13 protein-coding genes are annotated in these 10,943 nt (G+C 61.2%); 10 read left to right on the top strand and 3 right to left on the bottom strand.

Translation table 11 applies throughout. The features are described 5' to 3' along the window. The first annotated feature begins 183 nt into the window (after window positions 1–183). The 8 genes from hpnC to ACE3SE_RS20170 all read left to right on the top strand — a co-directional run bounded on the left by hpnC (window position 184) and on the right by ACE3SE_RS20170 (window position 6,780). A complete protein-coding gene (gene hpnC, locus ACE3SE_RS20205) occupies window positions 184–996 on the top strand; it encodes a squalene synthase HpnC (RefSeq protein WP_374557808.1) in 813 nt (270 codons plus the stop codon). Between the two features lie 65 nt (window positions 997–1,061). Further along, window positions 1,062–1,907, top strand: coding sequence for a presqualene diphosphate synthase HpnD (gene hpnD, locus ACE3SE_RS20200; protein WP_045847165.1), 846 nt, complete (start codon window positions 1,062–1,064; stop codon window positions 1,905–1,907). 7 nt (window positions 1,908–1,914) lie between these two features. Continuing rightward, window positions 1,915–3,219: a hydroxysqualene dehydroxylase HpnE gene (hpnE, locus tag ACE3SE_RS20195; RefSeq protein WP_374557805.1), complete on the top strand. Its 1,305-nt coding sequence runs from the start codon at window positions 1,915–1,917 to the stop codon at window positions 3,217–3,219. A 20-nt stretch (window positions 3,220–3,239) separates the two neighbouring features. Continuing rightward, a complete protein-coding gene (locus ACE3SE_RS20190) occupies window positions 3,240–3,998 on the top strand; it encodes an SDR family oxidoreductase (RefSeq protein WP_131354829.1) in 759 nt (252 codons plus the stop codon). 56 nt (window positions 3,999–4,054) lie between these two features. Then, entirely contained in the window at window positions 4,055–4,654 is a 600-nt protein-coding gene (locus ACE3SE_RS20185; RefSeq protein WP_374557803.1) for a hypothetical protein, read from the top strand. Between the two features lie 22 nt (window positions 4,655–4,676). After that, window positions 4,677–6,041 (top strand): DNA repair protein RadA, encoded by a 1,365-nt coding sequence (gene radA, locus ACE3SE_RS20180; protein ID WP_131354823.1) that lies wholly within the window; start codon window positions 4,677–4,679, stop codon window positions 6,039–6,041. A 2-nt stretch (window positions 6,042–6,043) separates the two neighbouring features. Then, window positions 6,044–6,604: a sigma-70 family RNA polymerase sigma factor gene (locus ACE3SE_RS20175; protein ID WP_062789689.1), complete on the top strand. Its 561-nt coding sequence runs from the start codon at window positions 6,044–6,046 to the stop codon at window positions 6,602–6,604. Continuing rightward, entirely contained in the window at window positions 6,601–6,780 is a 180-nt protein-coding gene (locus ACE3SE_RS20170) for a zf-HC2 domain-containing protein (protein WP_045847171.1), read from the top strand. Before ACE3SE_RS20175 ends, ACE3SE_RS20170 begins: the two co-directional genes overlap by 4 nt. A gap of 86 nt (window positions 6,781–6,866) precedes the next feature. Here the strand turns inward: ACE3SE_RS20170 and ACE3SE_RS20165 are convergent, their stop codons facing one another. From ACE3SE_RS20165 to ACE3SE_RS20155, 3 genes are all read right to left on the bottom strand, one after another. After that, complete coding sequence (locus ACE3SE_RS20165; protein WP_062789692.1) at window positions 6,867–7,220, bottom strand: DUF2325 domain-containing protein; 354 nt, start codon at window positions 7,218–7,220, stop codon at window positions 6,867–6,869. A gap of 125 nt (window positions 7,221–7,345) precedes the next feature. Then, window positions 7,346–8,125, bottom strand: coding sequence for a hypothetical protein (locus ACE3SE_RS20160; protein ID WP_374557800.1), 780 nt, complete (start codon window positions 8,123–8,125; stop codon window positions 7,346–7,348). After that, window positions 8,126–9,808, bottom strand: coding sequence for an ABC1 kinase family protein (locus ACE3SE_RS20155; RefSeq protein ID WP_045847174.1), 1,683 nt, complete (start codon window positions 9,806–9,808; stop codon window positions 8,126–8,128). A gap of 60 nt (window positions 9,809–9,868) precedes the next feature. Here ACE3SE_RS20155 and ACE3SE_RS20150 point away from each other — a divergent pair, with 60 nt between their 5' ends. Both ACE3SE_RS20150 and ACE3SE_RS20145 read left to right on the top strand, forming a co-directional pair. Next, entirely contained in the window at window positions 9,869–10,654 is a 786-nt protein-coding gene (locus tag ACE3SE_RS20150) for a C40 family peptidase (RefSeq protein WP_374557798.1), read from the top strand. Between the two features lie 75 nt (window positions 10,655–10,729). Continuing rightward, window positions 10,730–10,942, top strand: a complete 213-nt coding sequence (locus ACE3SE_RS20145) for a hypothetical protein (RefSeq protein ID WP_045847223.1) — start codon at window positions 10,730–10,732, stop codon at window positions 10,940–10,942. Window position 10,943: the final 1 nt, after the last annotated feature.

Here is a 10,943-nt window from a genome sequence, read left to right as displayed (position 1 = left end):
CCGCTGACCTCTTGCATGCCATGCAAGCGCTCTCCCAGCTGAGCTATAGCCCCGTGTCTGTCGTTCACAGTGGGGCGCAGTATAGACAGGCTGTCCGCGCCTGTAAAGGGATCTGCGAAAAAAAATTTAGCGCTGCCCCTGCGCTATAATCACCGGTTCTGCAATGACAGGGTTGGATTGCCGATGTCGGTTGGTCACTACGAAAACTTCCCGGTCGGGTCGATCTTGCTGCCACGGCGCATGCGCCGCGCCGTGCATGTCATCTATCATTTTGCCCGCTATGCCGATGATGTGGCGGACGAAGGTGACAAGCTGCCCGATGAACGCCTGCGCGAACTGTCGCATTTGCGTGACGAGCTGGATGTCATCCGCGATGGCGGTATTCCGGCCATGCCGCTGATGCGCAACCTGGCTACCGTCATCAGTCAGCACCAGCTGCCGCTGCAGCCGTTTTATGACTTGCTGTCGGCCTTCAGCCAGGACGTGGTGAAAACCCGCTACCAGAGCTTTGCCGAAGTGGTGGACTACTGTCGCCGTTCGGCCAACCCGGTGGGGCGGCTGATGCTGGCACTGTATGGTGAAAACGACCCGCGCAGCCTGGCCATGTCCGATGGCATCTGCACGGCATTGCAACTGATCAACTTTCTGCAGGATGTCGGCGTGGACTGGAACAAGGGCCGCATCTACATTCCGCTGGATGATCTGGAAAAATTCCGCATCCGCGAAGCGCAGATTGCCGGGCGCGATGCCACCGGCCTGTGGCGGCCAATGATGCTGGCGCAGATAGAACGCACCCGCAAGATGCTGCAAGCCGGTGCGCCGCTGGGCAAGGTGCTCAAGGGCCGCCTGGGGCTGGAGCTGCGCCTTGTCATCATGGGCGGCGAGCGCATCCTGAAAAAGCTGCACGACAGTGGCGGCGACGTGTTCCGCCAGCGCCCGGTACTGACCTGGCGCGACTGGATTTACATGCTGTGGCGTGCGCTGCGCGCCAGATAGCAGATAACCATACTCACACAGGCGGGAAGCAGCAGGCTGACCCGTCGGCAACAAAGGAGAGGCGTGTGACGCCGCAGCAGTATTGTCAGGACAAGGCCGCCAGCAGCGGCTCCAGCTTTTACTACAGCTTCCGCTTCTTGCCGGAAGACCGCCGCGATGCCATTACCGCGCTGTATGCCTTTTGCCGCGAAGTGGACGACGTGGTGGATGAATGTCACGACGAAAACGTTGCCCGCGCCAAGCTGGCCTGGTGGCGAGGTGAAGTGGAAAAGCTGTACCACGGCCAGCCCGAACATCCGGTGATGCTGGCGCTCAAGCCGCATGTCAGCGCGCTGGACCTGCCGCAGAACCTGCTGGAAGAAATCATCGATGGCATGCAGATGGACCTGGACTTTGCCCGATACGACCGCTTCCAGGACCTTCTGTTGTACTGCCATCGCGTGGCGGGGGTGGTGGGCCAGCTGGCAGCACAGATTTTCGGCTACCAGGACCGGCAAACGCTGAAATACGCGCATGAACTGGGCATTGCCTTCCAGCTGACCAATATCATCCGCGACGTTGGTGAAGACGCGCGCCGTGGCCGTATTTACCTGCCGGTGGAAGAGCTGCAGCGTTTCAATGTGCCGGCCAGCGACCTGATGAGCTACAAGGAAAGTCCGGAATTTGCCGCGCTGATGTCCTTCCAGATCGAACGCGCGCGTGAATATTATCGCCGCGCCTGGGAGCTGCTGCCGGTGGTGGACCGCAAGAGCCAGCGTCCCGGCCTGCTGATGGCCGCCATCTACCGCGCCACGCTGGAAGAAATCCAGCTGGATGGTCCGGCCAAGGTGCTGAACCAGCGCCTGTCGCTGACGCCAGTACGCAAACTGTGGCTGGCATGGCGCACCTGGACGCTGGGCTACAAGGCCTGATGCTGTGATGAAGGCCAGACCGAGAATTGCCATCATCGGTGCCGGCTGGGCCGGGCTTGCCGCCGCGGTTGAGCTGGCCGGTCAGGCCGAGCTGACCTTGTTCGAAGCCGGGCGCGAACCTGGCGGACGAGCCCGCCGCCTGAATAGTGGCGATAGTCTGCTGGATAATGGGCAGCACATCCTGATTGGTGCCTATCGCGATTGCCTGCAACTGATGCGCAAGGTGGGCGTTGACGAGACCAAGGCCATGCTGCGGCTGCCGCTGCTCTGGCAGCGCCAGGGCGGCATGCGTATGCAATGCCCGCGCTGGCCTGCCCCCTTGCATGTGCTGGCCGGCCTGCTGACGGCAAGCGGTATTGGCTGGCGGGACAAATGGCAACTGGCTCGTGCCTTGCAGGGCTTGCGCTGGCAAGGCTGGCGCCTGGCGCAAGACATCACGGTTGCCGAGTGGCTGACCGCACAAAGGCAGTCGGCTCATCTGGTGGAACAGTTCTGGCGGCCCATGGTGCTGTCGGCGCTCAATACCCCGCTGGAGCTGGCTTCCATGCAGATTCTGGCCACCACCTTGCGCGACAGTCTGGGTGGTCGCCGTGCCGATAGCGACCTGCTGTTGCCGCGCAGTGATCTGACTGCCTTGTTTCCTGGCCCGGCCTTGGGCTGGCTGCGCGAACGAGGCCTGCAATGGCGTGCCGGCGTACGGGTCGCACAGATTCATGCGGCAGAGCAGGGCGTAGTGGTGGATGGTGAGCCGTTTGATGCCGCCATCGTCGCGGTGGCACCTTATCATGCGGCCGAACTGCTGCAGGAGCCGCAACTGCAAAGTCAGATCAAGGCATTTCATTATTGGCCGATATATACCGCATACCTGCGCTACGATGCCGACATCAACATGCCGGTTCCCATGACGGGTTTGCAGGGCGGCACGCTGGACTGGCTGTTCGACCGCCAGGCGCTGTCGGGTGAGCGAGGCTTGCTGGCCGCTGTCATCAGCGCACCACCGCCCGCGGTGCGCAACCTGGATCGTGCCAGCTTGCTGGACCGGGTGCAGGCGGATGTCGAGGTGCTGTTGCCGGCGCTCAACGGGCTGGTGCCGCTGGAGCGGCAGCTGATCGTGGAGAAGCGCGCCACCTTTGCCTCTGGCGTGGGTCTGACAAGACCACACTGCCGTAGCAGGGTACAATCGGTTTATCTGGCGGGTGACTGGCTGTGCCCGGAATATCCCGCCACGCTGGAAGGTGCGGTGCGCAGCGGTCTTACCGCGGCCCGCCAGTTAATGCAGGATTTGCCATCATCAAGAGTTGCCGGCAGGTAACTCACAGCTGAAAAAACAAAATGAACCAAACATTTGCCAAGAATTGTCTGGAAGGCCGCGTCATTCTGGTGACGGGCGCAACGCAAGGGGTGGGCCGGGAAGCCGCGCTGACGTTTGCTGCACATGGTGCAGATGTCGTATTGCTGGCGCGCAGCGTAAAAGGGCTGGAGAAGGTCTACGATGAAATCGTGGCCGCAGGCGGCAAGGAGCCGGCAGCCATTCCGCTGGACTTGCTGACGGCAACGGACGAACAACTGGGCAATGCCGCTTTCCAGATCAAGCAGACGCTGGGCCGACTGGACGGCATTGTGCATTGCGCATCGCATTTTTATGCTTTGTCGCCGCTGTCCAATCAGGGCATTGACGAGTGGATGAACCAGTACCGCATCAACACAGTGGCCCCGTTTGCGCTGAGCCGCGCCTGCCTGCCGCTGCTGAAGGAATCGCCGGATGCATCGGTACTATTCATGGGCGAAAGCCATTCCCTGCACCCGGCGGCTTACTGGGGTGGCTTTGGCGCGTCCAAGGCCGGTTTGAATTATCTGACCAAGGTGGCCGCCGATGAATGGGACGTCTACCCGAACCTGCGCGTCAACCAGCTGATTCCGGGCCCGGTGAATTCGCCGCAGCGTAATCGCACCCACCCGGGTGAAGCCAAGAGCGAGCGGGCGGACCTGGCCACGCTGATGCCCTATCTGCTGTACTGGCTGTCGGCAGAAAGCAAGGGTCGCAGCGGCGAAATCATCGAGCTGGACCTGCGCAGCAAAAAAGGCGAATAAGCTGCATCTGCGCCGTGGCCTGTGTGGCTGCGGCGGATGGCAAATGGGGGTAATGCATGAAGAGTCTGTGGATTCTGCCCTTGCTGGCGGTGCTGGCCGGCTGCAACTGGGTCAATAATGTATCCGGCCTGTCCAAAGAGGCACACAAGGCACTCGGTGCCGCCTGTCGTCAGACCGGCCGCTCGCTGGAAGAGTGTTTCCGGCGTAATCCGGATGCCGATACCGCGGCCATTTACGCCGGCTGGCGTGAAATGAACGAGTACATGGCCAAGAACAAGCTGGACACCATGGAGCCACCGGCAGACAGTGCCGCCGGTCATGCTGAAGCTTCTGCCGCGAAAGCTGCCGCCAGTTCACCGGCAGAAGGCAAGTCATCCAGTGCGGCCACGTCACCCAAGGGTGCGGTGGCAAATGCGCCGCCGCCGCTGACCAGTGAAGAGGCGGACAAAGAAGCCAAGACCGATCCGCAAGTGGCCGCCGTTCTGGCGGCCATTCGCAAGAATGGCGGTGGTGAAAAGTCCAAATCCAAGGCCAGCAGCAGCGGCGAACCAGACCAGAAACGCCTGCTCAACATCATCCAGCAACTCAATGGCAACAAACCGGCAGCCGGTGGCGAGGCTCCGGCAGAGAACGCCAACAACGCCAATCCCGGTTGAACCCCTTCCTGCGCTTTTCCTGATGGCAAAAACCAAAACTGTATTCAGCTGCACCGAGTGCGGCGGCCAAGTGCCGAAATGGCAGGGCCAGTGTCCGCATTGTTCCGCCTGGAACACCCTGGTAGAGGCCGTCTCCACGCCCGCCAGCAGCAATCCGCGTTTCCAGTCCTGGTCCACCACCAATGCCCGTGTGCAAGTGCTGTCCGAGGTCAAGACCGAAGAAGTGCCGCGTGACCCGTCCGGCATCGACGAACTGGACCGCGTGCTGGGCGGCGGCATTGTGCGTGGTGCTGTCATCCTGATTGGCGGCGACCCCGGCATTGGCAAATCCACCCTGCTGTTGCAGGCGCTGGCGGTAATCGGCAAGCGGCGCAAGGTGCTGTATGTGTCGGGTGAGGAATCGCCGCAACAGATTGCCCTGCGTGCCTCGCGGCTGGCGGTTGACCCCAGCCAGGTGAACCTGCTGGCGGAAATCCGCCTGGAAGCCATTCTGGAAACGCTCAAGCAAGAGCAGCCGGAAGTCGCCGTCATCGACTCCATCCAGACCTTGTACACCGAGCAGGTAACTTCGGCGCCCGGTTCGGTATCGCAGGTGCGTGAATGTGCGGCCCAGCTCACCCGCATGGCCAAGCAGACCGGCACCACCATCCTGCTGGTAGGCCATGTCACCAAGGAAGGCTCGCTGGCCGGCCCGCGCGTGCTGGAACACATGGTGGACACCGTGCTGTATTTCGAAGGCGATACCCACTCCAGTCACCGCATGATCCGTGCCATCAAGAATCGCTTTGGCGCGGTCAACGAGCTGGGTGTGTTCGTGATGACCGAAACCGGGCTCAAGGGCGTGTCCAATCCCTCGGCCATTTTCCTGTCGTCCTATCGCGACGATGTTCCCGGCTCTTGCGTGCTGGTGACGCAGGAAGGTACGCGCCCCTTGCTGGTGGAAGTGCAGGCGCTGGTGGATGACTGTCACGGCATGCAACCCAAGCGCCTCACCGTGGGGCTGGAACAAAACCGGCTGGCCATGCTGCTGGCGGTGCTGCATCGCCATGGCGGCGTGGCCTGTTTCGATCAGGATGTATTCCTGAACGCCGTGGGCGGGGTCAAGATCAGCGAACCGGCGGCCGATCTGGCCGTCATCCTGGCCATGGTGTCGTCGCTGCGTAACAAGCCCCTGCCGGAAAAACTGGTGGTATTCGGTGAAGTGGGGCTGGCCGGCGAAGTGCGTCCGGTATCGCGCGGCCAGGAGCGCCTGAAAGAGGCGGCCAAACTGGGCTTCACCCGCGCACTGGTGCCCACGGCCAACAAGCCACGTCAGCCGATTGAAGGTTTGCAAGTGATTACCGTCGACCGGCTGGAACATGCGGTTGATTACTGCCGCGGAGACTGAACATGATTTCCCATGCAGACCTGGAAGCCGAACTGGGCTATTTGCAGCGCTATGCCTTGGCGCAGCTGCGCGATCGGGATGCCGCCAATGAAGTGGTGCAGGAAACCGTGTTGGCGGCGCTGGAATCCGGCGACAGTTTCAACGGCAAGTCCAGCCTGCGCACCTGGCTGACGTCCATCCTGCGCTTCAAGCTGGTGGACCGCTTGCGCCGCAAGGGCAAGGAGGTGCTGTTCGAATCGCTGGAGGATGAAACCGACGATAGCGATTTTGACGGCCTGTTCAGCAAGGATGGCCACTGGCAGGACAAGATCAAGGCCTGGAGCGGGCCGGAGGAGTCCTTGATCTCCCGTCAGTTCTGGGAAGTGTTCGAGCGCTGTTCCGAGGTGATGCCACGCCGCACCGCCATGGCTTTTGTCATGCGCGAGGTGATGGGACTGGAAATTGCCGAAATCTGTAACAATCTGGACATTACTGCGACTAACTGTTCAGTACTGCTCTATCGCGCACGAATGAGCTTGCGCGAATGTTTCGAAATTCGCTGGACCGGGGAGGCCAGGGCATGAAGATCAATTGCCGACAGGCCAGCCGTTTGATATCGCAAGGGCTGGATCAACCATTGAGCCAGTGGGATCACGTGCGTCTGCGCGTGCATTTGTGGATGTGCGGCAATTGCCGCCAGTTCTCGCATCAGCTACAAGTATTGCGCCAGTCGGCCCGCCAGGCCGGGCGCGGCGAATAGCTTGTTCCGCACCAAGTCCTGTTTTGTCACAGGCCAAAGCAAAGCCGACCCGTGGGTCGGCTTTTTCATTGCTCATGCGGCCTGGCTCATGAGGCCTGGTGTGCCTGCCTGCGCTGTGCCTGATGCTGCGGACAGCTGGCACAAGCCTGTTCGCACAGCCCTGCACCGGTCAGCGATTGCTTGAGCGCACACACCGAGCGGCGGCAGGCAATGAAGCGGATATCCTGTTCTGCGGCCAGCGAGCGGAAGTGACGCATCACGTTGTGGCCGAGGAAATCGGTAAACAGGATCAGCAAGTCGGTTCCTGCCGGCAGACGGTCCAGCTTGCGCTGGTGCGAGCTGTTGCGTCCGCTCAGGTGGCGGTGAATCTGGATGCCATGTTCCTGCAGCACGGAGGGGATGTTGCCCAGGGTATCTGCACCTACCAGCATTGCGTTCATGAGTGGCTCCTGTCCGGATAAGTTTTGCAAATGATAATCATTACTATTTGCAAATGCAAGCGCCGTGACAGTCCATTGTCATTGTTGTGTGGCTTATTGTGCCTGCCGGCAAGCGAAGATGCCGCTCAGGGCAGGGCCTGCACGCGAATCCGTACGCTGTGGCTTTGCTGTCCCTGCTGTTGGCTGCCGCCGATCAGCAGGCTTTCCCGCCCCTGGCTGTCCTGCGTGGTGCGGGCAACCTCCAGCCATTCTCCCAAGCGGCCTTCTACCGTGGTGGAAAGTTGGCTGCCCGTGCGTTGCACACCGCTGAAGGCCTGCTGGCTGACAGCCAGTTCGATGCTCACGCGCTGCCCGTTCAGGCGCGGACGGGCATAAAAACCGGTGATGGCATCCTGCATGCTGCTGCCACGCACCAGGCTGCCTTGCGGCGTCAGCATCAGCCAGGGCAGGGGACGGCTTTGCACCAGCTGGATAAAGCCGCTGCGCCCGTCCAGCAGGGTGAGGCTTTGCAGGACTTGACTGGATTGTGCGCGGCTGTCTTGCTGGGCGGACAGGGCCAGATTGCTACCCGTCTGGCCAGGCATGATGCGGCCGATGCTGATGTTGCCTTGTACTTGCACCCCGGATTGGTTCTGCGCATTGCTGCCGGACTGGCTCACCTCCAGGCGCAGGCTGGCCGGGCGCACGTCCAGCTGGCGGGCCAGTGCAGCCAGTTGGGCCTCCCGCGCCGGGCTGGCGTCGATGATCAGCTGGTTGTCCATCGCACTCAGCCGTTCATCCGGCCTTAATTGCGGTTGCAGCGCCGCTTGCAGTTCGCCGGGGGCGCGCCAGTTGAGTTCGACCAGTTGCAGGGCCTGGGCGGCGCTGTTGGCCAGCAATAGCGAAACAAGTAACACGAAGCGCATTTACAGCTCCTTGCCGGAACGCCAGATCGACCAGATCAGCCACACGCTGTTGAACAGTGCAATCATGAAGCCGATGAAGCCGAAGAAGGGCAGGCCGAACAGCTTGGGCCCGGCGTTCACCGTCATCACGATGGAGGAACCGATGATCAGGCAGCCGGTGACAATGGCCATGGTCAGGCGGTTGGTGCTGCGGTCCAGCTGTTTGCCAAAGCTGTCCAGCCGCTGCAAGTCCAGATTGATGCGGAATTTGCCCTGGCGGATGTCCTTGGACAGGCGCAGGATGTCGCGTGGCAGCCCGGTGAGCATGCCCAGCGTTTCCTGCAGGGTGAGCTTGCCGCGCTTGAGCAGGGTTTTGGGGTGGTAGCGCGCCACGATCAGTTCGCGCACGAAGGGCGTGATGTGTTCCACCAGCTGGAAGTCCGGGTCCAACTGGCGGCCCAGCCCTTCCAGCGTGATCAGCGCCTTGAACAGCATGGCCATGTCCGGCGGCAGCAGGATGCCGTGGTCGCGGATCAGGGCCATGATGTCGTTGATCAGCTGGCTGATGTTGAGGTTCTTCAGCGGGACGTGTTCGTACTGGAACATGAACTCGCTGATATCGTAGGCAAACTTCTGCTCGTCCACCGGTGTACTGCCGGTCCACTCGATCAGCACGTCCATCATCGCGTGTTCGTTACGCTCGCCGAGGGCGGCCAGCAGATCGACGATTTCATCGCGTCGGCCATGGCTGATGCGCCCCACCATGCCGAAGTCGATGAAGGCGATGCGGTGTTCCGCCAGGAAGAACACATTGCCCGGGTGCGGGTCGGCGTGGAAAAAGCCGTTGAGCAGAATCATCTTCAGCACCGCGTCGGCACCGCGGCTGGCCAGCAGCACCGGGTCCAGCCCGCTGTCGGCCAGTTGTTCCAGCCGGCTGGCGGACAGGCCGTCGATATGCTCCTGCACGTTGACTGCCGGATTGGTGTAATCCCAGTACACCTTGGGCACCACCACCTGCGGATCGTCGGCAAAGTCACGGGCGAAGCGTTCCATATTGCGCGCTTCCACCGCCAGGTCCATCTCGCGCTTGAGTGAGCGGGAAAACTGGCTGACGATTTCCACCGGCTGAAAACGGCGCGAGTCGGGAAATTCCAGCTCGATCAGCGTAGCCAGATGCGCCAGGATGCGCAGGTCGGCATCCACCTTGTCGACAATGCCGGGGCGGCGCAGCTTGACTGCTACATGGCTGCCATCGTGCAGGGTGGCAAAATGCACCTGGGCGATGGAAGCAGAGCCGATGGGCTTCTCGTCAAAGCTGGCAAACAGCTCTTCCGGCGGCTTGCCCAGCGCTTTTTGCACCAGCAGCCGTACCGAGGCCGGGTCCACCGGCGGCACGGTGGATTGCAGTTTCTCGAATTCGGCAATCCACTCGGCCGGGAATACATCCACCCGCGTGGAGAGAATCTGCCCCAGCTTGATGAAAGTGGGGCCCAGCTCCTCGAAGGCCAGCCGCACCCGCACCGGGGTGGGCAGGCCGGCATCGGCATCCGGCAGGTGCAGGTTCAGCCATTCGCCGGCCTTTTCCATGGCGCGCGGCAGGCGCAGGCGCTGGGCAAACTCGCCCAGACCGTGGCGGATGAGAATGCCGCTGATTTCCTTCAGGCGTGGAAGGTCACGCATTGCAACAAGAGTTTCTCTGAGCATGGGCTATCTGGTGTCCAAGTTGGCTTTACACTCCCGTCCCTGTCCGATAGAGTGCGGCCTATGAAATTGCAACTCCGATTACTCGCCGTGATGCTTGCTGGCGTCATGGTTTTTGCCCAGGCCGCACCTGAAAAAACTGCGCAGGACGCACGGCCCAAGGTCGAGGCCTCGGAAGACCCCATTGCCAAGTATGCCTCGCCTGGCGAGGATGCTGTAGGAGATTTGCTGCTGCAGGCCATGAGCCTGTTGGGTGTTGCCTACCGTTTTGGTGGCAATTCGCCGGTCAGTGGCCTGGATTGCAGCGGCTTTGTCCGTTATGTATTCCAGAAATCCCTCAAGGTCAATTTGCCGCGTACTTCCGCCGAAATGGCCCGCATTGGCAAGCCTGTCGATAAAAGTGAACTGGTGGCGGGAGACCTGGTCTTCTTCAATACCCGTGGTTTTGCCTATTCCCATGTCGGCATGTATATGGGCAATGGCAAGTTCATCCATGCGCCACGTACCGGCCGCAATATCGAAGTGGTCAGTCTGAATCAGAGCTATTGGCAAAGCCGCTGGAACGGTGCCCGCCGCATCAATCGCAGCAATGCCAATACCGTGGCTGCGGCAGATGACGTGAATGGCACGGACACGGTGTCAGCCAAGGGCAGTGGCGGTAGTGCAGTCGCGCCCAGGATGAAGTGCCGCAAGGGCAAGAAGTGCAAGCCGGTGGCCGAAGCCGCCAGCAGCAAGAAGAAGGGCGGCAAGGCGGAGAAGTCTTCCCGTGCAGCCAAGTCCGACAAGGCCGGCAAGCCGGCCAAGGCTGCCAAATCCGGCCACGGCAAAAAGAAGAAACCCGCCAACTGACAAGCTGGCGGTTTGTCATCACCTCCATGCCCGCCTGTGCGGGCATTGCGTTTTCAGGAATAGCCAGCCATGGCAATGAATATCGACATACCGGTATGGAAAGATCCGCAGGGCGGCATTGTGGCCTGCGTGGAAAAGATCAAGGTCATGAACGAGAACCTGGAAGAATTGCAGCAGATGGCGCAGGATGCGCTGGAAGATGCCATTCTGATGGGCTGTGACGAGGCGCAGGTGAAAGACTTCCTGGTCCGCCTGATGCAGAGCCTGCACAACCCCTACCAGCCCTGAA

Source organism: Aquitalea pelogenes (assembly GCF_041914625.1).
Classification (GTDB): Bacteria; Pseudomonadota; Gammaproteobacteria; order Burkholderiales; family Chromobacteriaceae; genus Aquitalea; species Aquitalea pelogenes.
Note: the sequence above shows the minus strand (reverse complement) of the source record. Positions and strands in the feature narration are given on the sequence as shown.

Bases quoted from the DNA above. Each gene is read 5' to 3' on its own strand.
- hpnC (WP_374557808.1), top strand. From the start codon at position 184: ATGTCGGTTGGTCACTACGAAAACTTCCCGGTCGGGTCGATCTTGCTG.
- hpnE (WP_374557805.1), top strand. From the start codon at position 1,915: ATGAAGGCCAGACCGAGAATTGCCATCATCGGTGCCGGCTGGGCCGGG.
- ACE3SE_RS20190 (WP_131354829.1), top strand. From the start codon at position 3,240: ATGAACCAAACATTTGCCAAGAATTGTCTGGAAGGCCGCGTCATTCTG.
- ACE3SE_RS20185 (WP_374557803.1), top strand. From the start codon at position 4,055: ATGAAGAGTCTGTGGATTCTGCCCTTGCTGGCGGTGCTGGCCGGCTGC.
- radA (WP_131354823.1), top strand. From the start codon at position 4,677: ATGGCAAAAACCAAAACTGTATTCAGCTGCACCGAGTGCGGCGGCCAA.
- ACE3SE_RS20175 (WP_062789689.1), top strand. From the start codon at position 6,044: ATGATTTCCCATGCAGACCTGGAAGCCGAACTGGGCTATTTGCAGCGC.
- ACE3SE_RS20170 (WP_045847171.1), top strand. From the start codon at position 6,601: ATGAAGATCAATTGCCGACAGGCCAGCCGTTTGATATCGCAAGGGCTG.
- ACE3SE_RS20165 (WP_062789692.1), bottom strand. From the start codon at position 7,220: ATGAACGCAATGCTGGTAGGTGCAGATACCCTGGGCAACATCCCCTCC.
- ACE3SE_RS20160 (WP_374557800.1), bottom strand. From the start codon at position 8,125: ATGCGCTTCGTGTTACTTGTTTCGCTATTGCTGGCCAACAGCGCCGCC.
- ACE3SE_RS20155 (WP_045847174.1), bottom strand. From the start codon at position 9,808: ATGCTCAGAGAAACTCTTGTTGCAATGCGTGACCTTCCACGCCTGAAG.
- ACE3SE_RS20150 (WP_374557798.1), top strand. From the start codon at position 9,869: ATGAAATTGCAACTCCGATTACTCGCCGTGATGCTTGCTGGCGTCATG.
- ACE3SE_RS20145 (WP_045847223.1), top strand. From the start codon at position 10,730: ATGAATATCGACATACCGGTATGGAAAGATCCGCAGGGCGGCATTGTG.